This is a genomic window from Rhizobacter terrae, from assembly GCF_003852895.1.
Classification (GTDB): Bacteria; Pseudomonadota; Gammaproteobacteria; order Burkholderiales; family Burkholderiaceae_C; genus Albitalea; species Albitalea terrae.
The window spans coordinates 89350-111384 of the sequence record NZ_QUSW01000005.1 but is presented as its reverse complement, the minus strand read 5'-3'; the positions used below and the strand labels follow the sequence as shown (position 1 = coordinate 111384).

The 22035-nt window shown below is 67.5% G+C and carries 22 protein-coding genes; 5 read left to right on the top strand and 17 right to left on the bottom strand.

Annotated features, from left to right (window positions below; all coding sequences use genetic code 11):
- The 4 genes from DZC73_RS18115 to DZC73_RS18100 form a co-directional block, all read right to left on the bottom strand.
- Positions 1 to 318 (bottom strand): hypothetical protein, encoded by a 318-nt coding sequence (locus tag DZC73_RS18115; RefSeq protein WP_124541777.1) that lies wholly within the window; start codon positions 316 to 318, stop codon positions 1 to 3.
- A gap of 223 nt (positions 319 to 541) precedes the next feature.
- Positions 542 to 1489: an AfsR/SARP family transcriptional regulator gene (locus DZC73_RS18110; RefSeq protein WP_124541776.1), complete on the bottom strand. Its 948-nt coding sequence runs from the start codon at positions 1487 to 1489 to the stop codon at positions 542 to 544.
- 243 nt (positions 1490 to 1732) lie between these two features.
- Entirely contained in the window at positions 1733 to 4561 is a 2829-nt protein-coding gene (locus DZC73_RS18105) for a DUF3857 domain-containing protein (protein WP_124541775.1), read from the bottom strand.
- A 102-nt stretch (positions 4562 to 4663) separates the two neighbouring features.
- Positions 4664 to 5287 carry an NUDIX domain-containing protein gene (locus DZC73_RS18100; RefSeq protein WP_124541774.1) on the bottom strand — a complete coding sequence of 208 codons (624 nt, stop codon included), beginning with the start codon at positions 5285 to 5287 and terminating at the stop codon, positions 4664 to 4666.
- Positions 5288 to 5376: 89 nt separating this feature from the next.
- On the opposite strand from DZC73_RS18100, the gene DZC73_RS18095 reads away from it, so the two are divergent.
- Positions 5377 to 6135, top strand: coding sequence for a DeoR/GlpR family DNA-binding transcription regulator (locus tag DZC73_RS18095; protein ID WP_124541773.1), 759 nt, complete (start codon positions 5377 to 5379; stop codon positions 6133 to 6135).
- A 1-nt stretch (position 6136) separates the two neighbouring features.
- On the opposite strand, the gene DZC73_RS18090 is transcribed toward DZC73_RS18095, so the two are convergent.
- The 5 genes from DZC73_RS18090 to DZC73_RS29755 are packed head-to-tail and all read right to left on the bottom strand — an operon-like array spanning position 6137 to position 9132.
- Positions 6137 to 6694, bottom strand: a complete 558-nt coding sequence (locus DZC73_RS18090; RefSeq protein ID WP_124541772.1) for a DinB family protein — start codon at positions 6692 to 6694, stop codon at positions 6137 to 6139.
- A 3-nt stretch (positions 6695 to 6697) separates the two neighbouring features.
- Entirely contained in the window at positions 6698 to 7111 is a 414-nt protein-coding gene (locus tag DZC73_RS18085) for a rhodanese-like domain-containing protein (RefSeq protein ID WP_124541771.1), read from the bottom strand.
- Entirely contained in the window at positions 7111 to 7713 is a 603-nt protein-coding gene (locus tag DZC73_RS18080; RefSeq protein ID WP_124541770.1) for a 2-hydroxychromene-2-carboxylate isomerase, read from the bottom strand. The genes DZC73_RS18085 and DZC73_RS18080 overlap by 1 nt, the downstream gene beginning before the upstream one ends.
- Positions 7714 to 7754: 41 nt before the next feature.
- Positions 7755 to 8564, bottom strand: coding sequence for a class I SAM-dependent methyltransferase (locus tag DZC73_RS18075; protein ID WP_161974635.1), 810 nt, complete (start codon positions 8562 to 8564; stop codon positions 7755 to 7757).
- Between the two features lie 10 nt (positions 8565 to 8574).
- Positions 8575 to 9132: a TetR/AcrR family transcriptional regulator gene (locus DZC73_RS29755; protein ID WP_198414889.1), complete on the bottom strand. Its 558-nt coding sequence runs from the start codon at positions 9130 to 9132 to the stop codon at positions 8575 to 8577.
- Positions 9133 to 9261: 129 nt separating this feature from the next.
- On the opposite strand from DZC73_RS29755, the gene DZC73_RS18065 reads away from it, so the two are divergent.
- Positions 9262 to 9840, top strand: coding sequence for a hydrolase (locus tag DZC73_RS18065; protein WP_124541768.1), 579 nt, complete (start codon positions 9262 to 9264; stop codon positions 9838 to 9840).
- Here the strand turns inward: DZC73_RS18065 and DZC73_RS18060 are convergent, their stop codons facing one another.
- The 8 genes from DZC73_RS18060 to DZC73_RS18025 all read right to left on the bottom strand — a co-directional run bounded on the left by DZC73_RS18060 (position 9841) and on the right by DZC73_RS18025 (position 18309).
- A complete protein-coding gene (locus DZC73_RS18060) occupies positions 9841 to 10971 on the bottom strand; it encodes an acyl-CoA dehydrogenase family protein (protein ID WP_124541767.1) in 1131 nt (376 codons plus the stop codon).
- A gap of 25 nt (positions 10972 to 10996) precedes the next feature.
- Positions 10997 to 12388, bottom strand: a complete 1392-nt coding sequence (locus tag DZC73_RS18055; RefSeq protein WP_124541766.1) for a hypothetical protein — start codon at positions 12386 to 12388, stop codon at positions 10997 to 10999.
- Positions 12385 to 13050, bottom strand: a complete 666-nt coding sequence (locus DZC73_RS18050; protein WP_124541765.1) for an SDR family oxidoreductase — start codon at positions 13048 to 13050, stop codon at positions 12385 to 12387. The genes DZC73_RS18055 and DZC73_RS18050 overlap by 4 nt, the downstream gene beginning before the upstream one ends.
- Entirely contained in the window at positions 13047 to 13505 is a 459-nt protein-coding gene (locus DZC73_RS18045; RefSeq protein ID WP_161974633.1) for a MaoC family dehydratase, read from the bottom strand. The genes DZC73_RS18050 and DZC73_RS18045 overlap by 4 nt, the downstream gene beginning before the upstream one ends.
- Positions 13506 to 13507: 2 nt before the next feature.
- Positions 13508 to 14707: an acetyl-CoA C-acyltransferase gene (locus DZC73_RS18040; protein WP_124541763.1), complete on the bottom strand. Its 1200-nt coding sequence runs from the start codon at positions 14705 to 14707 to the stop codon at positions 13508 to 13510.
- A 32-nt stretch (positions 14708 to 14739) separates the two neighbouring features.
- On the bottom strand, positions 14740 to 16569 hold the full coding sequence (aceK, locus tag DZC73_RS18035) for a bifunctional isocitrate dehydrogenase kinase/phosphatase (protein ID WP_124542161.1): 1830 nt from the start codon (positions 16567 to 16569) through the stop codon (positions 14740 to 14742).
- 148 nt (positions 16570 to 16717) lie between these two features.
- A complete protein-coding gene (locus DZC73_RS18030) occupies positions 16718 to 17896 on the bottom strand; it encodes an isovaleryl-CoA dehydrogenase (protein ID WP_124541762.1) in 1179 nt (392 codons plus the stop codon).
- A 26-nt stretch (positions 17897 to 17922) separates the two neighbouring features.
- The gene (locus DZC73_RS18025; protein WP_124542160.1) at positions 17923 to 18309 is read right to left on the bottom strand and encodes a PaaI family thioesterase; all 387 of its coding nucleotides are present in this window, start codon (positions 18307 to 18309) and stop codon (positions 17923 to 17925) included.
- A gap of 264 nt (positions 18310 to 18573) precedes the next feature.
- Between DZC73_RS18025 and DZC73_RS18020 the strand changes: the two genes are divergently transcribed.
- The 3 genes from DZC73_RS18020 (at position 18574) to DZC73_RS18010 (ending at position 22028) form a co-directional block, all read left to right on the top strand.
- Positions 18574 to 20304 carry a hypothetical protein gene (locus DZC73_RS18020; protein WP_124541761.1) on the top strand — a complete coding sequence of 577 codons (1731 nt, stop codon included), beginning with the start codon at positions 18574 to 18576 and terminating at the stop codon, positions 20302 to 20304.
- A 190-nt stretch (positions 20305 to 20494) separates the two neighbouring features.
- Positions 20495 to 20773, top strand: a complete 279-nt coding sequence (locus tag DZC73_RS18015) for a hypothetical protein (protein ID WP_124541760.1) — start codon at positions 20495 to 20497, stop codon at positions 20771 to 20773.
- Between the two features lie 40 nt (positions 20774 to 20813).
- Complete coding sequence (locus DZC73_RS18010) at positions 20814 to 22028, top strand: lanthionine synthetase C family protein (RefSeq protein ID WP_124541759.1); 1215 nt, start codon at positions 20814 to 20816, stop codon at positions 22026 to 22028.
- Positions 22029 to 22035: the final 7 nt, after the last annotated feature.

Here is a 22035-nt window from a genome sequence, read left to right as displayed (position 1 = left end):
TCAGCGCTTGCGTCTGCCGTTCCGCGCGGCCGGGGCCGGCACGGGCTCGGCGGCACGCGGCGGCGCGGCGTCGTCGGCCGCATCGAACAGCTCGGGCGTCATGAGGTCCCAGAAGCGCAGCGGCGCTTCAATGCCCAGTTGTTCGAGATGCGGTTTCATGAAACTGGCGATCGCACTCAGGTCCCTGAAGAATGACCGTCGGCCGGATTGCACGTGCTCGATGGAGCCTCGCCACTCCTGCGACACCGCCTGACCTTCGCCCCGCTCGCGCCAGATCCGCACGATGAACGAAGCGCTGTGGTCTTCCAGCAGTGACATGGAGCGCAACCCCCTGACGACGGTGGATGCAGGCCAGTCTGCGCGCGAGGCGTCACCCCGGCATCACGCATGCATCACATGGGCATCACACGAGCGCCTGGCCGTGTGATGCCCATGTGATGGGCGTGATGAAGCCGCGGTCATGCGGCAGCCGCCCGGCATGCGTTGCGCAAGGCCTTTGGGGGAACCGAGTGCTCAGAGCGGAGTGCTCAGAGCGGGGTGCTTAGAGAAATGGCAGGCTCAGCTGCAACTGCGCATCGGCACGCGCCAGATGCTGGCGCGCCGACTCGATGAGCTCGCGCGCCGACATGGCCGTGCGCGGCGCGGCAGGCTCCAGCAGCGCGGACAACGTCGGCACCATGCCCGCCCCCGGCAGCATGGGCAGGCCGGACTCCAGGCTGACGGCATCGTTGGCGATGCTCTGGTACAGCGCGAGCGTCTCCGCCATCGGCTGGATGGCCAGCTCCTGGCGCAGCGCTGCACGGCAGCGCTCGAATTGCCGCAGCGCCAGCGCACGCTGCCCGCTGCGCAGGAACAGGCGCATCAGCTCGCGGTGCACGTCCTCGCGCAAGACATCGCGGTCGAGGATGGCCTGCGCGTAGCGGATGGCCGAGCCGAAGTCGCCGGCCAGCGTGCAGACCTGCATCATCCGGCCCAGCGCATTGAGGTAGTGGCGGCGGTGCTTCTCGCGCTCGCGCAAGGCCCACTCGTCGCCCAGGTCGGTGAGGATGTCCGCGGTGTAGAGGTCGATGCCCTGGCGCAGCGCCTCCACGTCGGATTCACCCATCCGCTCCAGGGGTTTGGCCAGCACCGGCAGCACGCTCTGCGCGAAGGCATCCACGTCCAGCTGGATGGGCGCCTGCGGATGCAGACCCACCGCACCGCGCCGGTCGCAGGCGATGAGCGAGCCCGACGGCATGGGCGGGCGCTCGATCAGCTTGCGCAGCCGCCACAGCACGGTGTTGAAGGTGCCCATGCCCACGGTTTCGGCAGGGTCGGACCACAGCACCGACATCAGGTCGCTGCGGCTGAAATACCGGCCGCGGGCCAGCGCCAGGTAGGCCAGCAGGCACCCCGGACGCCCGCTCACGTGCGTGGGCAGGTCCGCGGTGCCGGTGTCGCCAGCATCCAGGCTGAACGACACCGCGCCGAACAAGTGCAGTCGCAGCATGGCGAACAGTGCGGCGAGAGGATGGACCGAAGCAGCGGCGATGCGCCGAAGGCTCCGGATCAGTGCGGCAGCTGGCGAAGGTGGTGGGTCATGGCCGTCTCCCTGGGTGTGTTTTCGACAATGAAGCACGGGAACTGCTGCCGCGAAGGTATCGCACAACGAGGGGGCATCGCAACGGCTGGCAGGTTGTATCTAGGGGATTGCACGCTGCCAGCAGGGTCTCCGTGATGTGGCCTGAAGGCCCTAGCGCTTCAGGCTCGCCAGCCGCAGGCGTGAGGACCCGTCCTCGATGAATTCCGTGACGCCCTGGTCCACCGACTTCTGGAAGAACTCGCGCGCCCGTGCGGTGTCACCTTCGGCCAGGTAGCGCTCGCCGATGTAGAAGTAGGCTTCGCACAAGCGTTCGGCCGCTGAGCCGCCTGCCTTCGCGGACGCGATGACCGCGTCCACGCTCGCCTTGCCGCGCGCCCAGTCCACCAGCGGGCGCGGCCATTCGGAAGGCAGCTGTTCGTCGGGAATGGCCTCGCTGCCCTTGGGCATCTCGATGCCGCCGCTGCGCGAGGCCAGTGCCAGCCACACCAGCGGATAGCCACGGCGGACCTGCGCGCGGTCCTTCAGCAGTTCGTCGAAGTCGTTCATGGCGGCCGCGTAGTCGCGGTTGAAGTAGGCCGCCACCGCGCGGGTGTTGCGTGCCTCGGTGTCGCTCGGGTTGCGTGCCAGTACCTTGCCGGTGAGTGTCATCACCACGGCGTAGTCCTTGAGCTGAAGTGCATTCACCGCCGCACCGTTGAGCGTCTCGGGCACGTCGGGCGCGAGTTCGAGCGCGAGCTTGAAGTCCTGCGCCGCCTCTGCGTAGCGGCCCAGGTTGTCGTACTGGATGCCGCGCGCCGTCAGCGCCTGTGCCTTGAGGTTGGGGGCCAGGCGGCCGGCATCGAGCTGGGCGCTGAGCACCCGGGCCTTGACCATCGATTGGAACTGCGTCTGGGTCTTGGGCTTGAGCTTCTGGCTGCGCACCTGCTCGTCGATGTCGCGCAGCTCGCGGCGCAGGTCTTCGACGGCCGCCAGCGGCAGCGCGGGCGACGACACGCTCACGCCCACGCGCGGCCCCATCTTGCCCACCAGCGTGGTGTAGGCCGGCCAGTCGCGCGGGTCGACCTGGTCGGCCATCACGCGCAGCTCGCTCGTGTATTCGCTGCGGCGCGCGCCGATCTCGGCGGTGTTGCGCAGGTTGAAGTGGCTGTCGCCATCGTTCATGGTCTGCGTGCTGGGCGTGGCGTAGACGTCATCGCCGAACTCCACCGTGCTCACGTGGGTGAAGCGGCCGGGAAACGCAATGGAGAACGGGTCGCGGCGCTGCGTGTCGTTCGGGAAGCGCAAGGCTTCGATCACGCTCCAGTGCACGATGTCGCCCACCAGCGCGCGCTGCTCCGGGAAGCGCCAGAACTCGGGGATGGCGAAGTGCAGCACGAAGGTCACGGCATCGTCGGTGTCCGAACGCAACACCTCCATGGGCGCCTCGGTGGCGAGCTTGGGGTAGGCCCGCGCGTAGGCCGTGCCCAGCTGCGTCTGGATCTCCGAGACGTTGCGCGTGGCCAGCGATTCGCGCATGGACTCGGCCAGGTCGCCGCGGTAGGTGATGCGTGCCTCCAGCGATGCGCCGTCGGCGAAGCGCTTCACGCGGAAGATGTCGTGCACCGACATGCGCTGCTGCTCCACCACGCTGGGCAGCGTGGTGATCGACTGCGTGCCGCTCGCAACGAGCAGGCCCTTCTCCAGGCCGGCCGACTGTCGCTTGTCCAGCGTGCCGCTCTGGTGGCCGCGCGTGGCGTCGAGGTAGTAGGTCCGGCCTTGCAGGTCCACGCGGGCGATGACGTGGTCGAAGGCCAGGGGGCTGGCGATCACCTCGTCCACGTGGCCGCGCATGAGGGTGGACACGAGCACGGGCTGGGCAGCGATGTCCAGCTTGCGCAGCAAGGCCACAAGCAGTGAGACCTTGTCCTTGCAGTCGCCGAAGCGCTGCTCGATGACCTTGTCGGGCAGCGCGGGCTTGTGGCTGTTCAGGCCGATCTCGGTGCCGAAGTAGCGCACGTCGGCCTGCACGAAGCGCAGCGCAGCCAGCAGCTGCTGCTGCGGGTCGCCGCTCGCGGCCTTGATCTCCGCGGCCTTGCGTTCGACCGCCGCGCCGCCTTCCAGCGAGGGCGTGAACAGCGCCAGGCCCCAGCGCGCCACGTCGGCCCAGTCGTCGAACTCGCTGAACTGGACTTCCTGTTTCAGCACCACGCCATAGGGCGAGCCGGGGTCGGCATGGAACTGCGGCACGGCCTCGCGGCGGAAAACCGTCTCGCGCATCCCGCGATCCACCTTGGACGAGACCTGGATCTCCGGCGACATCGTGCGGTGCTGGATCTTGCGCGACTCCGGCGCGAGCAGCCGGTACTGGTAGAGCGCGGCCGGCCCACGGTGCGAGATCATCCATTCCATGCTCACGAAGCGGCCACCGAACACCGGGTTCAGGCCGCGGATGGAATAGGCGAAGTCCACCTGGTCGCCCACGCGCACGTCGTCCAGCACCATCGAGGCGGTGACGCGGCCGTCGTAGATGCGGCGCTCCAGCTGTGTCTCGCGCTGCAGGAGCTGGATGCGCTTGCGGTCCAGCCGCGTGCTGCGCCTGCCCTCGCGCACGATGTCCACGTGGTGCAGCGCCAGCGTCTGGTAGCTGGGGTCGAACTCGATCTCGATCTGCGAGGCCTGGCTCAGGCCCGCGGTGTCGCCCACCACGCGCACGACGTGGCTGTACATGTGGGCAGTGCTGCCTTCGATGCGCGTCTGGTCGTCCACCACGCGGTAGCGCAGGGGCGCCGCGGTGACGGCCGCGTTGGGGTTCTCCTTGGCAGGCACCACCCATGCCGGCGCGGGCTCGACGCTGTAGCTGAAGGCGGTGGAGGTGGCCACGGAGCGGGCCGCTGGTTGGGCCGGCTTGGCCTTGTCCGCGGCGACCGTGGCGAAGCAGGTGGCGAGGCCAAGGACGGCAGCAAGAAGTCGGATGCGGCCGGCAGGAGAAACGTGGGTCATGGACAGCTCGACGAAGACCCCCGCGGCGACAGCGCGGCGGGCATGTCCCGACTATAGATGCGAGCGCCCCGCGGCAGCGCGCCGCCGCGTGAAGGATTCACCCTAGACGAGCCGCTCCAATCCCACGATCGCCGCATGCTGCAGCAGCATGATGGTCTTGCCGTCCTGGATCTCGCCGCTGGCGATCATCTGCAGCGCCTGCGCCAGCGGCACTTCCAGCACCTCGATGTCCTCGCCCTCGGCCACGTCCCCGCCACCTGCGCTCACGCGGTCGGCCTCGTCGTACTCGGCCACAAAGAAGTGCAGCTTCTCGGTGATGGAGCCGGGGCTCATGTACGCCTCGAACACCTTGCGTGGGGCGCGCACGGCGAAGCCCGTTTCCTCCTGGGCCTCGCGGCGGATGGCGGCGTGCGGGTCGTCATCGTCCAGAAGCCCGGCGCAGGCTTCCACCAGCATGCCGTCGGCGCAGCCGTTGGCGAAGGCCGGGAAGCGAAACTGGCGGATCAGCACCACCGTGCCGCGCGAGCGGTTGAACAGCAGCAGCGCGGCGCCGTTGCCGCGGTCGTAGGTCTCGCGATGCAGGAGCTGCCAGCGGCCGTCGTCGCGGCGGTAGTCGAAGCTCGTCTTCTTGAGCACGAACCAGTCGTCGGCCAGGGTGCGCTGCTCGACGATGCGCACGCGGTCGCTGGCGGGCAGTGGCTGTTCGCGGTGGTGAGGGCGTGGCATGGTGGTCAGGCGGTTTCGTTGAAAAACGTGCAGTTTCGTGCAATCATAAGATGCCGTCCGCCGATCACGCAAGACACCCTCCGCCCTTCATGCTCACCGCACAGCGCAAACAGCTGATCCTCAATCGCCTCGCCTCGCACGGCCAGATCGTGGCCAAGGACCTGGCCGACGAGCTCGGCACTTCGGAAGACACCATCCGCCGCGACCTGCGCGAGCTGGCCCAGCAGGGAAAGCTGCAGCGCGTGCATGGCGGCGCGCTGCCGGCCTCGGCGGCGGTGGGTGACCTGCAGGTGCGCGAGCAGGTGTCGTCGCAGGAAAAGCAGGCGCTCGGGCGCTTCGGCGCGGGGCTCATCCAGCCGGGGCAGGTGGTGATCCTCGACGGCGGCACGACGGCCTTGCAGGTCGCGCATCACCTGCCGGCCGACCTGCGCGCGACCGTGGTGACGCACAGCCCGAACGTGGCGGTGGCGCTGGCGGCGCACCGGCACATCGACATCCTCGTGCTGGGCGGCCGGCTGTTCCGGCATTCGATGGTGAACGTCGGCGCCTCGGTGATCGAGGCGGCCTCGCGCGTGCGGGCCGACCTGTTCTTCATGGGCGCCACCGGCGTGCATCCCAAGGCGGGCTTGAGCACGGGCGATGCGGAAGAGGCCGACGTGAAGCGTGCGCTGCACGAGCGCGCGGCCGAGACGGTGGTGCTGGCGTCCAGCGAGAAGCTGCTCAGTGCCTCGGCCTTCGTGATCGCGCCGATGAAGGCGGCATCGCTGGTGGTGGTACCGGCCGGTACACCGGCAAAGACCGTGACCGCCTTGCGCAGCGGCGGCGTGAAGGTTCAGAAGGCGGCTTGAATCAGGCGCCGAACAGGCGCTGTTCGTCCCAGCCCAGCGCCTGCATGTCTGCCGCGCGCAGATGCGCCTCGCTGGGCAGGAGGAACTCGTCGAGCTGCGGCGGGGGGATGGACGTGCCCGCCAGCATGGCATGCGCCTGCCCGCGGTGGTGAACCTGGTGGTTGACGAGGTGCGCGATGACGTGGCCGCGGCGCTCGCGCTGCACGTGCGAGCCGCGGTCCAGGTCGATGATTTCGTCCAGGTGTTCGGGCACGAGGCGGTCCAGCAGCGCGATGAACCGCTCATCCGCGCGCGCCTGCGCCGCTGCGAGCTGATCCACCGTGTCGCAAGGCAAGAAGGCCGCCCACTGCGCCTCCATGTCGGCCTCGCCGTGGAGTGCGGCGATGTAGTAGATGTCCACCGCCAGGATGTGGTTGAGCGTCGCGGCCAGGCTCGGGAAGAAGCTGGTGCGCGGCGCGTGGAATTCCTCGTGCGACAGCGGCGCCATGGCCGTGTGCAGCCGATGGTTGGCCAGGCGGTTCGCACGCACCTGCGTGCGCAGGAAGGGCAGCAGCTCCATGGGTCAGCCCGCGTCCGCCTTGGGCTTCTTCGCCGCCTTCTCCGCCACCGGTGCGCCGGACTCTTTCCAGGCGGTGAAGCCGCCTTCGATGTCGGCCACGCGCGGCACGCCCATGTCCTGCAGGGTCTTGGCCGCGAGCGCCGAGCGCCAGCCCAGGGCGCAGAAGAGCACGTATTCCTTGTCCTGCCCGAACTCGGGGCGGAAGTACGGCGACTCGGGGTCGAACCAGAACTCGATCATCCCGCGCGGCGCGTGGATGGCGCCGGGGATGACGCCCTCGCGCTCCAGTTCGCGCACGTCGCGCACATCGACGAACTGCACATCGGCGCGGCCGTGCAACTCACGCGCCCTGGCCACCGGGTGCGTGGTGATCTGCGCCTGCGCTTCCTCGACCAGTTGCCTGGCGGACTTCTTCATCAGAACGGTCCTTTCTCCAGCCAGCGCTCGATCTGCGCGCGGCGGTCGTTGCCCCAGAAGGGCTCGTTGTCGATCATGAAGAACGGCGCGCCGAACACGCCGGCGGCAATGGCAGCGTCGTTCGCGGCCTTCAGCCTCGCCTTCCATTCGGCGTCGCTCCACACGGCTTCGGCCTGCAGCGGGTCGAGGCCGAACTCGGCTGCCAATTCCTTCAGGCGATCAGGGTCGCTCAGGTCCACGCCGCGCGCGAAGTAGGCACGCAGGCAGTGGCGCGCCCAGTGGCTGGCGGTGGCATCGCGCTTGTCATGCAGCCACCAGAACACGCGCGCTGCGTTCTGCGTGGGAATGGGAAACTTCTCGGGGTTCTTCAGCGGCACGCCGGCAAAACGGGCCGAGCGCTCGAAGTCATGCAGCGAATACTCGCGCTTGAGCGGGTAGCTGACCGGCGACTTCAACTCGGCCGCCTGGAAGGTCGCGCCCAGCAGGATGGCCTTCCAGTTCACCGTGCGGCCATGGCGCGCGGCCAGCGCTTCGATCCACTCGGAGGCGATGTAGGAGTACGGCGAGGAGAAGTCGAAGTAGAAGTCGATGGCGGCGTTCATGGCGCCTAGGGTAGTCGCGCCGGGGCCGCATGCCAAGCGGCTCAGCCGGCGCCGGGGCGACCCACGAAAGCCACGGTGCGGTATCGGACGTTCACTTGGGCCCGCTGCTGGAAACGCTCGAAGATGCCGTCAATGTCGCGCTCCGCGGCCTGGCCTGCGTCGCTGTCGGACTGCGGCATGTAAGAGCGTGAGAACGCCAGGGCACGCAGGCCGGCCTGGTCGAGCAGGTGCTCGTGCGGCAGGTCGATCTCCCGCACCGCGGCGCCTGCGAAGAAGCGCGGCACATCGCTGCGGTCTTCATGCGCCAGCATGGCGCCGCGCTTGGCACCTCCGTAGGTGGCGAACACCTCGTCCATCGCAACGTGCAGCGGATCGGTGCGCACGCGGTCGTTCCACACCAGGGCCACCAGTCCGCCCGGTGTCAGCACCCGCAGGAATTCGCGGCGCGCGGCGTCCACGTCGAACCAGTGAAAGGCCTGCGCGGCCGTGATGAGGTCGACGCATCCGTCGGTCAGGCCGGTGTGTTCGGCGGTGCCGTTGAGGCTGCGGTAGCCGGCCTGCGCACGCAGGGCTTCATCGCAGGCGGCGCGCATCTCGTCGCTGGGCTCGATGGCGGTGACGGTCGCCGCGCGCAGCAGCAGGGCTTGCGTCAGCAGGCCCGTGCCCGCGCCGATGTCAGCAACGACGGTGGACCGGCCGAGCACGCCGAATGCTTCAAGCGCATCAAACAGCGCCGCCGGGTAGTCCGGGCGCGATGCCACGTAGGCGGCCACCTTCCGGGAGAAGACGGCGTGCGACCCGCCGTCGCCCACGTATTCGGCCCGCAGGCGGGCACCGGTGTCGTTGGTCATGGTGGTGTTCTCAGGACAAGGTGGACTGGAGATAGGCCGTGAGCATGTCGCGCAGCTCCTGCAGCGCGGCCTTGGCGGCCGCGGCGCTGTCGAAGGCCGGATCCGCATTCAGCGCCACGGCCGATTTCATCACCTGCTGCACCGCCGCCGCCACGGCCGCGAGCCGCGCCTTGCCCAGGCCCGGCGCATGCGGCGCGAGGATGCGCGCAAGCTGCAGGCGCATGGACTGCCGCACGCCGATGACCAGCTCGGCCGGCACGCCCGGCGTGTCGATCAGCCGCGCGAAGGACGGATGCCGGCCGCGGAACTCGATCAGCGCCTGCACCAGGCGCCGGCTCAGCTCGGGGACGTCCCAGCCCGGGCTGGCCTCGGCTATCGCATCGAGCTGCTGCGCGAGGTCCTGCGCCTGCTGCCCGATCACGGCCTGGGCGATCTTTTCCTTGGTCGGGAAGAACTGGTACAGCGAGCCGATGGACGACTGCGCTGCCGCCGCGATCTCGGTGGTGGTGGCAGCGTCGTAGCCCCTGTCGGCGAACACCTGGGCGGCGGCGGCGAGCAGCACCTCCACCCGTGCATGCCCGCGCTGGCGGCGCGGTGCCCGCTCGGCCGTCGGGGTTGATTCTGACTTTTGCGAGGGATTCCTCATAAAATGAGATTTGTGAGCCAATCCTCATGAAACCGGGAACATTGAATCGCCATGCTAAAGCCTGATCCCGCGCGCACTGCGCTTGTCCTCATCGATCTTCAACAAGGCATCCTCGGCTTCGGCCGGGCGCCGCATGATGCCTCGGCCGTGCTCGCCAATGCCGCCGCCCTGGCCGAACGCTTCCACGCGCTGAAGGCCTTGGTGGTGCGCGTCAAGGTCGGCTGGCATGGCGACTTCGCGGATGCGCTGAAGCAGAGCACCGACCAGGCAGCGCCGATGCCCCCTGCCCTGCCGCCGCACTGGTGGGACGATCCCGAAGGGCTGCCCACGCTCGACCAGGACTTGCGCATCACCAAGCGCCAGTGGAACGCCTTCTTCGGCACCGAGCTGGACCTGCAGCTGCGCCGTCGCGGCATCACCACGCTCGTCCTGGGCGGCATCGTCACGCACATCGGCGTGGAAGGCACGGCGCGCGCGGCATGGGAGCGGGGGTATCAGCTCTTCATTGCCGAGGACGTGTGCAGCGCGGCGATGGAAGAGCCGCACCGTGCATCGATGAGCCACGTGATGCCGCGGCTGGGACATGTGCGGTCGACGCAGGAGCTGCTGGCGCTGCTGCCGACCGCGTGATCACGCCAACGCGCGGCCGATCAGGATCTTCTGCACGTCGCTCGTGCCTTCATAGATCTGGCACACCCGCACATCGCGGTAGATGCGCTCGACCGGGAAGTCGGTGACGTAGCCATACCCGCCGTGGATCTGGATGGCCGCGCTGCACACCACCTCGGCCATCTCGCTGGCGAAGAGCTTGGCCATGGCGGCTTCCTTGAGGCACGGCAGGCCGGCATCCTTCAGGCTCGCCGCGTGGTGGATCAACTGCCGCGCCGCCTCGATCTTCATCGCCATCTCGCCCAGGCGGAACTGCACCGCCTGGTGCTCGAAGATGGGCTGGCCAAAGGCGACGCGTTCCTTGGCGTAGCGCAGCGCCGCCTCGAAGGCCGCGCGCGCCATGCCCACGCTCTGCGCGGCGATGCCGATGCGTCCACCCTCCAGGCCCGACAGCGCGATCTTCAGGCCCTGCCCTTCCTCGCCCAGCAGGTTGGCTGCGGGAATGCGGCAGTTCTCGAACAGGATCTGCGCCGTGTCGCTCGCATGCTGGCCCATCTTGTCTTCGAGTCGAGCCACGATGTAGCCGGGCGCCTTCGTCGGCACGATGAACGCGCTGATGCCCTTCTTGCCCGCGGCCTTGTCGGTCACCGCCATCACGATGGCCACGTCGCCGTTCTTGCCGCTGGTGATGAACTGCTTGACGCCATTGAGCACGTAGTGGTCGCCGTCCTTCACCGCGGTGGTCTTGAGGCCGTCGGCCTGCGAGCCCACGTGCGGCTCGGTGAGGCAGAAGGCGCCCAGCATCTCGCCGCGCGCCAGGGGCTTGAGCCACTGCTCCTTCTGCGCGTCGTTGGCCCAGGCCATGAGGATGCTGCACACCGGGCAGTTGTTGACGCTCACCACCGTGGACGTCGCGCCGTCGCCGGCCGCGATCTCTTCGAGGATGAGCGCGAGGCTCAGGTAGTCCAGCCCCGCACCGTCCCATTCGGTGGGCACGGCCACGCCGTAGCAGCCGAGCCCGGCGAGGCCGCTCAGCTCGTCCTTCGGGAAGTGGCAGTCGCGGTCCCATTGCGCCGCCTTCGGGGCGATGTTGTCCTGCACGTAGGCGCGGACGGCGTCCTGGACCGCGCGGTGGTCTTCGCTGAGCAGCATGGCTCGTCTCCTGTCTGTGGTGTCTCTACTTCTTCGCGGGCGGCTGGAAGCGCCGTTCGACCATGCCGTTCCAGGCATCGGCGTCGATGTCGATCGCGCGGGTGTCGCGCTGGATGGGGATCGCGAAGCTCGTCGGGTCGGCAAAGCGCAGCGGCGTGTGGCTCACGAGGTGCTGGTGCTTGTTGATGGTGGTGCTCAGCGCCACGGCATAGGGCAGCCGCAGTCGCTCCGGCTTCTTCGCGTCGCTCGGCCACTGCACCAGCAGGCGCTGGCGGCCGTCCACGTTCGCGGCCTGGACGCGCAATTCGTCGAGGGCGGGCTTGCCGAAGGCCGGGGTCACCGTGCCTTCGGGCGTGATGAGGATCTGCTTCACCTCCGACGCCAGCAGCACGCGGCCCCGGTCGTTGCTCTCGTCGATGCGCGCACCGCGGCCGGCACCGCGCGTCAGCGCATCGGCGCTCAGGATGCAATCGGCCGAGCCGTCATTGGGTTCGCCCCACCACCACAACTCGACGCGTGTGCCATCGGCCGCCTTGGCGCCTTCGATCTCGATCACCAGGCTGGTGAAGTCCACCCAGGCCATCCGCATCAGCAACGGCGAGCCGGCAGCGGTGGTGGAGGTGATCACCTCCGTGTGCCGCCGCGGACCGGGCGCGGCATCGGCGCGCACTTCGAGCCAGACAGGCATGGCCATGCGCTTCCAGTCGAAGCCTTTGGCCATGATGAGCGGTGCGTCGGCGAAGGACACATCGGTGGTGTCGGGCGATTCACCGTTCTCGCCCAGGGCCACCTGGAAGAGCTTCTTCCTGGGGTCGAGGCGGCAGGCGGTGTAGCTCGCGCCGCCGGTCACCACGTCGGTGGCCGCGGTCCATCCGTCGCTGCGGCCCCAGTTCAGGTTCAGCCGCCAGGCGGCACTGCTCTCATAGGCTTCCAGCGCGACCGCAGGCGCGAGGCGCCAGGTGTGGGCGTTGTCCCAGCGCCAGCTGCTGCCGCCGCTGATGGCGTGCTTGAGCAGCCCCGCCTTCGCATCGAGCTCGACCGATTCTTCTCCGCCACCCGCACCGTAACCGAGGATGCCGGCATTGCTGTCGGCCACGATGAAGCGCACGTCCTGCACCTTCGCGCCCTGGTGCTGCACGCGGAAGTAGCCGATGCCGCAGCCGCCGTCGGTGCGCATGTCTTCGTTCGCCGGCGGCAGGGGCTTGTCGTCAGCGTCCATCTCGCACAGCGGCCAGCTCACCACCGACACCTCGGGCTGCCCGGCGGCAGTGGGCACGCGGCCCACGTAGGCCAGCGCGCAGGCCCGGCGGCCGCAGATGGTCTTCTTGAGCGCCGCATCGTTGAGCGGAAACGGCGAGCCCGCGGCCAGCGCGGAAGTCGCCGCCAAGGCAGCAGGAATGGCCAGCCAGCGCATCACCAGGGAATGTCCGATCCGTCGTAGTTGAAGAAGCGACCGGTGTCGGCCGGCTTCAGGCCGGCGATGACGCGGCGCATGCCCGTCACGCTTTCGCCGACCTCGATGTCCGCACCGCTGCCGCCCATGTCGGTCTTCACCCAGCCGGGGTGGAAGCTGATGCAGGTGGCCTTGCCGTTCAAGGCGAGCGACGCGTCCTTGAGCACCGAGTTGACCGCTGCCTTCGAGGCGCGGTACAGCCAGCTCGCATTCGAGGTGCGCGCACCCATGGACCCCATGCGCGAGGACAGCACCGCCAGCTTCGCGCCCGGCGCGAGCGCATCCACCATCTGTGCAATGACGCGCATCGGGCCCAGCACGTTGGTGTGCATGACCTCGTTGAAATCCGCCTCGGTGGGTGGTTGCAGGCCGCTGGTGCGCGGGCCGGACACGCCGGCGTTCACGACCACCACGTCGAAGGCCGCACCTTCGATCTGCCAGCCCAGGCGCGAGGCGCTTTCCGTCTTCGCCACGTCCAGCGCGATGGCTGTCGCGCCCAGGGCCTTCAATGCAGCCAGGGCGTCGTCGCTGCGCGCCGTGGCCGTGACCGAATCACCCGCCGCGCGGTATTGCCGCACGAACTCCAGGCCGATGCCGCGCGATGCGCCGATGACCAGAACATTCATTCCACGATTTCCTTCACGAGGATGGTGCCGCGCCCCACGACCAGCGGCTTGTCTTCCACCACCGACACGCTGCCGTCCAGATGGGCCAGCACGCCTTGCAGCTTGCTGTTCCACTGCGAGCTCGCCACCTTCCAGCGCAGCGTCACCTCCTGGTCGGCGAACACCGGTCCCTTGAAGGCGAAGTTCATGTTCAGGCACAGCATCTCGCGCTTCACGCCATCGGTGTCACGCGAGTAGTGAGTGGCCAGCATGCCCATGAGGATGCCGGCCGACTGCTGGCCGCTGGCGATGATCTCGCCGAAACGCGCCCGCTGCGCGGCGCGCGTGTCGACGTGCAGCGGGTTGGTGTCGTGGCTCAGGCGCGCGAAGGCGAGGATGTCCTCGCGCGTGAAGCGCAACGTCTTTTCAATCGTCTCGCCGGGTGCGATCACCCGGTCGGTCGCTCGCGCATCCAAGTTCAGACCAGCTCCAACGACAGGGCTGTCGCTTCACCACCGCCGATGCACAGCGCCGCCACGCCCTTCTTCAGGCCGCGCTTCTTCAGCGCGCCCAGCAGCGTGACGACGATGCGCGCGCCGCTGGCGCCGATGGGGTGGCCCAGGGCGCAGGCGCCACCGTGCACGTTCACGATCTCGTGCGGCAGCTTGAACTCGGCCATGGCGGCCATGGTGACCGCGGCGAAGGCTTCATTGACTTCCCACAGGTCCACGTCCTTGGCGTTCCAGCCGGTCTTCTTGAGCACCTTGTCGATGGCGCCCACCGGCGCGGTGGTGAACCAGTTCGGGGCCTGCGCATGCACGGCGTGCGCGAGGATGCGCGCCACCGGCTTCACGCCCAGCTTCTTCGCGGTGGATTCGCGCATCAGCACCAGGGCCGCCGCGCCATCGGAGATGCTGGACGAGGTGGCGGCGGTGATGGCGCCGTCCTTCTTGAACGCGGGCTTGAGGCCGGGGATCTTGTCGAGCTTGGCCTTGAAGGGCTGCTCGTCGAACTTGACGACGGTGTCACCGCCCTTGCCGGCCAGCGTGACGGGTGCCATTTCCCAGTCGAAGCTGCCGTCTTCGTTGGCCTTCTTGGAGCGCTCGGTCGAGGCGATGGCGAACTGGTCCATGGCTTCGCGGGTGAAGCTGTACTTGGACACGCACTCTTCGGCGAACACGCCCATGGCCTTGCCGCCGCCGTTGGGCAGCTTCTCGTAGGCGTCCTCCAGGCCGTCCAGCGCCATGTGGTCGTACAGCGCGGTCATGCCGTACTTGATGCCCTTGCGCGCGAAGGTGAGGTGCGGCGCGTTGGTCATGCTCTCCATGCCGCCGGCGACGACGATGTCGGCGCTCTCGGCGCGCAGCATGTCGTGCCCGAACATCATGGCGCGCATGCCCGAGCCGCACATCTTGCTCATGGTGACGGCGCCGGCCGATTGCGGCAGGCCCGCGGCCAACGCGGCCTGGCGGGCAGGCGCCTGGCCCTGGCCGGCCATCAGGCAGTTGCCCAGCAGCACTTCGTTCACCGCGTCGCCGGTGATGCCGGCGCGCTCGACGGCGGCCTTCACCGCCACGGCGCCCAGCTGGTGCGCGGAAAGCGACGAGAAATCACCCAGCAGCCCGCCGATGGGCGTGCGGGCGGCGGAGACGATGACGATGGGATCGGATTGCGACATGGTGAACTCCTTCAGTGTGAGGGCGGTGTGTGTCAGTTGTTGGACGGCGCTTCTTGCGGCGCCTGGCGTTCTTGGACAAGCGAAGCTGCGGCAGCCTGCGCCTCGCGCAGCCGCCGCTGGTTCTTGAAGCGCTTGGACGCCTCATAGGGAAACACGTCATGCACGTGGCCGGCCAGGATGCGCTCCTTGTGGCCCTGCCAGAAGCCGGCGTCCAGCAGGTCGCCGTGGTGCTTCATGAACACTTCGCGCACGCTGGGGTTGCCCAGCAGGAAGGGGCCGAAGGTCTCGGGGAAGACGTCCTTCGGTCCCACGCGGTACCAGACCTCGCCGGACATTTCTTCTTCCTCGTTGCGGGCCTCGGGCACGCGGCGGAAGTTGCACTCGGTGAGGTATTCGATCTCGTCGTAGTCGTAGAACACGATCTTGCCGTTGCGTGTCACTCCGAAGTTCTTCCACAGCATGTCGCCGGGGAAGATGTTGGCGGCCACGAGGTCCTTGATCGCGTTGCCGTACTCGACCACCGCCCGCTCGATCTGCTCGCGCGTGGCGTCTTGCAGGTAGATGTTCAGTGGCACCATGCGCCGCTCGATGTACAGGTGCCTCAGCACGAAGCTGTCGCCGTCTTCCTCGATGAGGCTGGGGCAGAAGTGCTTGAGCTCTTCGATCAGCTCTTCCTCGAAGCGGGCGCGAGGAAAGGCCACGTTCGAATACTCCAGCGTGTCGGCCATGCGGCCCACGCGGTCGTGCTGCTTCACGAGCAGGTACTTGCTCTTGATCTGCTCGCGCGTGGTGTCCTTCTGCGGCGGGTAGAAGTCCTTGATGACCTTGAACACGAACGGGAAGGACGGCAGGTCGAACACCAGCATCACCATGCCCTTGATGCCGGGCGCGATGCGGAAGCGGTCGCTGCTGTGGCGCAGGTGGTAGAGGAAGTCGCGGTAGAAGAGGTTCTTGCCCTGCTTGTGCAGGCCGATGGCGCTGTAGATCTCCGAGCGCGGCTTGCGCGGCATCATCGAGCGCAGGAACTGCACGTAGGCCGAGGGCACCTCCATGTTGACCATGAAGTAGGCCCGCGCGAAGCTGAACAGCATCTGCAGCTCGTCTTCGCCGAAGAGCACGGCGTCGATGGTGAGCAGGCCCTGTGGCGTGTGCAGGATGGGCACGGCGAACGGCAGCTCGTAGAAGCCGTTGATCACCTTGCCGACGATGTACGCGCCCTTGTTGCGGTAGAACAGGCTGGACAGCACCTGCACCTGGAAGTTGGCGCGCGCCTTGAAATCGCCCAGCTGCGTGAGCACGGCCGACAGAAGATGGTCGACGTCGCGGTCCAGGTCCTCGAAGGGCCGTTGCAGCTGGAAGTTGTTGACGATGCGCACCCAGGTGTCGCGCAGCGAGTCGCGCACCGGGTAGTAGGCGCGGTAGGTGGGCAGCGAGGCGGGCTCGTCGTTCTCGATGTACTCGGTGGAGACCGCCGGCCGCACGAAGATGAAGTCGTTGTTGAAGTAGCTGCGGTGCAGGATCTTCGTCGTCACCGAGTTGAAGAAGGTCTCGGCGAGTTCGGGCTGGTGGTGGTTCACCAGCAGGCCGATGTAGTGCAGCTTGACCTGCTGCCAGGTGTCCATGGACAACTCGCCCGCGTTGAACTCGCGCTGCAGGCGCTCGGCGCCTTCATCCACCCGCATGTCGTAGAACTCGATGCGCTCGCGCTGCGCCCGCTGCTGCCCGTGCCAGTCGCCGGCCTCGAAGCGCGCCTTGGCGGCGGCGTTGGCTTCGGTGAAGAGCTGGTAGTGCCGGTTGAAGCCGTCGAGCATGGCCTGCGCGATGTCGAAGGCCCGGCTGTCGCTCAGGGCACGGGGGAACATCGTGGGGCGTTTCATGGCGGCGAATGGTGCAGTGCGGCGAAGGGGAAGTGTACGCAACACTCCCCGTTCGGGCTGAGCTTGTCGAAGCCTGGGCCTGCGCGACAAGGGCTTCGACAGGCTCAGCCCGAACGGGTGTCTCAGTGCCGGATCACATCGTCTCGGCGAACAACTCCCGGCCGATGAGCATGCGCCGGATCTCGCTCGTGCCTGCCCCAATCTCGTACAGCTTTGCATCACGCCAGAGACGGCCCAGCGGGTACTCGTTGATGTACCCATTCCCGCCGAACACCTGGATGCCTTCGCCCGCCATCCAAGTCGCCTTCTCCGCGCACCAGAGGATGACCGAGGCACAGTCCTTGCGCACCTGCCGCACATGCTCGGTGCCGAGCTGGTCCAGGTTCTTGCCCACGGTGTAGCAGAAGGCCCGCGCCGCCTGCAGCACGGTGTACATGTCGGCCACCTTGCCCTGGATGAGCTGGAACTCGCCGATGCTCTGGCCGAACTGCTTGCGGTCGTGGATGTAGGGCACCACGTTGTCCATCACCGCCTGCATGATGCCGATGGGGCCGGCGGCCAGCACCGCGCGCTCGTAGTCCAGTCCGCTCATCAGCACCTTGGCGCCACCGTTGAGCGTGCCCAGCACGTTCTCGGCCGGCACCTCCACGTTCTGGAACACCAGCTCGCCGGTGTGGCTGCCACGCATGCCCACCTTGTCCAGCTTCTGCGCAACGGAAAAGCCCTTCATGCCCTTCTCGATGAGGAAGGCGGTGACGCCGCGCGCACCCAGCTCCGGCTCGGTCTTGGCATAGACCACCAGCGTGTCGGCGTCGGGGCCGTTGGTGATCCACATCTTGCTGCCGTTGAGCACGTACACGCCGCCGCGCTCCTCGGCCTTGAGCTTCATGCTGATGACGTCCGAGCCTGCGCCCGGCTCGCTCATGGCCAGTGCGCCCACGTGCTCACCGCTGATCAGCTTGGGCAGGTACTTCTTCTTCTGTGCCTCGCTGCCGTTGCGCTTGATCTGGTTCACGCACAGGTTGCTGTGCGCGCCGTAGCTCAGGCCCACCGAGGCACTGGCACGGCTGATCTCTTCCATCGCGATCATGTGCGCCAGGTAGCCCATGTTCGCGCCGCCGTACTCCTCGGAGACGGTGACGCCCAGCACGCCGAGATCGCCCATCTTGCGCCACAGGTCCATCGGGAACTGGTCGCTGCGGTCGATCTCGGCCGCGCGTGGTGCGATCTCGGCCTGGGCGAACTCGCGCACCGCGTCGCGCAGGGAATTGATGTCGTCGCCGAGCTGGAAGTCGAGTCCGGGCAGGTTCATGGGCTTGAGTCTCCGTTGGATTCAATTCAATGGTGGACGCCGTCGCGGCCGGTCACCGTCATGACGGTGGCGGTCATGGTGGCAATGAGCTGTTCCTCGCCGCTGGCAGTGACCTGGCTCGCACGGCCGTCGACCACGCTGATGGTGCGGCCCGGCTTGGTCACGCGGCCATCGAAGCGGAATCGCGGCCCGCGCGCCGGGGCCAGCAGGTTGATCTTGAACTCGATGGTCAGCACGGCCGCATCGGCCGGCATCAGTGAAAACGCGGCATAGCCGCAGGCCGAATCCAGCGCCGCCGACAGCATGCCGGCATGGATGAAGCCATGTTGCTGGGTCAACTCCTCGCGGTGGCTCATGCGCAGCACGACCCGGCCGGGCTCCACCGACTCGACGGCGGCACCCAGGGTGCGCATGGCGGCTTGGCGCTCGAAGGACTGGCGAACACGCTGCTCGAAATCGGGATCGGCGGGATTCACGGACGGCCCCTCAAGTTGACGTTTACGTAAACGTCAATCATATCAAGAAGCACGAGCCCACCATGCCGTCCAATTCGACGGGACCAGCGACGCAAATGTGTGATGCCGGTCACGCGTTTGCGGGGAGGAGTCAAACAATCCCGTGTTCACGCCTGAGCCTCGGCCTGGAACAATCCCAGGCTCGCAAGGGGGGTTCCATCCATGATGACGTTTCGCTCGGCCGCCTTCGGCAGCCGCCGGCTTTTTGCGTGCCTTGTGGCACTTGGCCTGTCCGCCTGCGGCGGTGGTGGAGGCGGTGACAACGGGAGCGGCACACTGACCGTCAACGTTGCCAGCGTGTCCTTGCAGGTCGAGCAGGGCACGGAGATCGCCAACACGGAGATCAGCGGGTCCATCACCGGCGCCACGCAGCCCGTCTATCTATCCATTGTCTACACCAACAGCGGCATCAGCGTCGCCGACTTTCAACAGACCAGCAGCACGACTGGAAAGGTCATCATCTCGCCTCGCGATCCCCTGTCCGTGTCGCCTGGGGTCTACCACGACACCGTCACGGTGAGTGCCTGCTACGACCCCAGTTGCAATCGGCCGGTGGGCGGCAGCCCGAAGGTCGTGCCAGTCACCTACACCGTCAAGGCGCCCACACCGCCCGCGGCACTGGTGGCCTCCGATCGCGCAGTGGCCTTTTCCTCGACGCCCAGTGGCAACGTGCTGACCCGCACCTTGAGCGTGTCCGACAACACCGGCGCCACATCCACCTGGACATCGAGCAGCAGCGCCTCCTGGCTCAGCGCGACGTCAGGCGGTTCCAGCGGGGGTTCCCTGGTGCTGTCAGCCGATCCGTCGTCTCTGGACGAGGGCCTGCATCTGGCCACGGTCACGCTGACGTCGTCCAATCCGGCCATCAGCGGTGCGGAGACGGTTCGGGTCGGCCTGTACAAATCCTCGGCGGCCGCCTCGGCCATTGTGCTGTCGCCGCCGAGCGGTGTTGGCTCCCGCGCCGCGGCCGACCCGATCCGCCCTCTGCGCTATGCCGCCTCGGGCTCGACCATCGTGGCACACCACTTCTACACCGGAGAGCTCATAGGCACCATTGACATCGCAGGCGGATCAATCAGCTCGATCACCACCAGCGATGACGGCAGCAGGCTGTATGCATTGGACGCCGGCAACACCAAGCTCGTCACGGTGGACCTGGACAACTTCAGCGTCACGTCCAGCACCACTTTGCCAGACCTCACCCCTCCTGGCGGCAGTTTCTCGGGCACTCAGATCGTGCATGCCCGCGCATCGGGTCGCTCGGCCATTGTCCTGAGCGAGGCGACACGCCCATCGCCTGCCGGAGGGCTCGTCGCGGTGACCCCCGTGATCGACCCCACCGACGGTCGGTCGCTGGGACGTGTGTTCGGCTTCGATGCATTCATGATGTCGCACTTCTCGGGCACGCACGGCGCGGTCGCCTACACGGCGCCCACCTGCTGCACCGGTGGGCTCTCCGTACAACGCATCGAATTGAAAGCAACCTCCAATGGCGGCGTGTTCGGGCAAACCACCGCAGCGTCGATATTGGCATCCGCCTCATTGCAATCTGTGGCGGCCAGCCCCGACGGCGCCTCGGTACTCGTTGCCGAATACAGTCGGCCGACCTTGTACCAATTCCGCTACAACGGCACGACGTTGTCCGATGTCGGCGGCGCCCCCGGCGGCACCACCGGCTTCGCCAGTTGGTTCATGGCGTACTCACCCAACGGCCGGTTGGCCGTTTTGCGGCTGCTGGATCTGCTGGTCTACAACGCCGATGGCACGCTGGCTCACACCTACCCCAACCTGTTGGCCACCCTGAGCAGCACCAATGCCACCGGACAGGTCGTCGCGTCCAGCGACGGCCTTCGGCTGCTGATCAACGACAACCTGGTGGACCTCGGCCCATGACTCGAATGCGGTCTGCCGAGCACCATCAAGGAGCAACGATCTGGCAAAAGTCCAGGAACAGACCTTGCTCCTGTCACCACCCGTGACGCATGTCGCGCGAGTGGCGCACTGCGTCATGACCGTGCATCCAGTGCGCCACCTGGGCGACACAAACAGGTGCTATGGTTGTGGATCATCTTCGAAGGACGCCATGCCGAAAGCTTCTGCTCCCTTTGATGTCTACGTGCCGCCATCGCAGCGGTTCGCGGCGCTCCAGCTGGGGCGCCTGCGCGAGGAACTTCCCGCCACCGTCGCGCTGCTCAAGCAGCGCCGGGCCGATCTCATCGACGAACGCGTCATCGAACAGTACGTCGAACTGAACTGGCTCGAATGGCGTGGCGGCGGATTGAAACTGACGATCACCGGCGAGAACCTGTGCAAGCAGATGACGCCCCGCCCGGTGATCGAGGACGCTGACCAGGCGGCCTGAACCGCCCTCCCCCGGTCTGCCCTTCGTCAGAGCAGACCCCATGATGCTGTTCGATCCCGCCCGCCACGAAGCACTCACGCACCACGCCTGGGATGCCGGCCGGGCCGCCGAGGCGATCCAGGCCATCGTGCGCGATACCGAGCAGCACCGCATCAGCCAGGGACGCTGGCCGGTGCATCCGCTCGATGACGAAGGCGACACTCCCGCAACCGGCTTCAAAGGCATGTACCTCGGCAGTGCCGGCGTGCTGTGGGCCTTGTGGTACCTGCAGCGCGAAGGCGCGGCGGACCTGCTCAGCGATCCGGCCGATGCGATGCAGCAGGCCTGGGCCGACTACCAGGCGGACCCCGACGGCGGGACAGCCGTGCCGTCCTACTATCTCGGCGAAGTGGGCATCCTGCTTGTGCTGTGGTGCATGCACGAGTCACGCGAGGTCGCGGACCTGATCCACGCATCGGTCGCCTCGAACATCCGCAACCCCACGAACGAAGCGCTCTGGGCCGCACCCGGCACCATGGGCGCCGCCTGGCACCTGTGGCAGATGACTCAGGAAGAACGGTGGCGCAACCTCTTCCTGCGCAACGTCGACTACCTGTGGGAGACCTGGCACTTCGACGAACAGGCGCAATGCCATCTGTGGACGCAGGACCTGTACGGCAAGACGGTGCAGTACCTCGGGGCGGGGCATGGCTTCGCAGGCAACGTCTACCCGTTGCTCAAGGGGGCATCGCTGCTGGATGAAAGCCAGCGCGAGGCGCTCTACGACCGTTGCGTGACCACCCTGCGCGCGATGGCCAGGCGGGAAGACGACGCCGTCAACTGGCCACCCGGCACCTACACGCCGCGCCCGGGCAGCCCCAGCATGCTGATGCAGTGGTGCCATGGCGCGCCGGGCATCGTGACCGCACTGGCCGACTTCCCGGTGCATCGTTCCAGCGAGATGGACGCCATGCTGACCGCCGCGGGCCATGCCATCTGGCAGGCCGGCCCGCTGACGAAAGGCCCAGGCCTGTGCCACGGCACCGCGGGCAACGGCTACGCCTTCCTCAAGCTCCACCGCCGGACCGGCGATCCCCTGTGGCTCGAACGTGCACGCGCCTTCGCCGTCCATGCGATCGGCCAGTGTGAACGCATGCGGCAGCAGCATGGCCAGGGTCGTTACTCGCTGTGGACCGGCGACCCCGGCCTCGCGGTCTACCTGTGGCACTGCCTGCAGGAGGCTGCAGAGCTGCCGGCGCTGGACGTCCTGCGATGAGCCAACT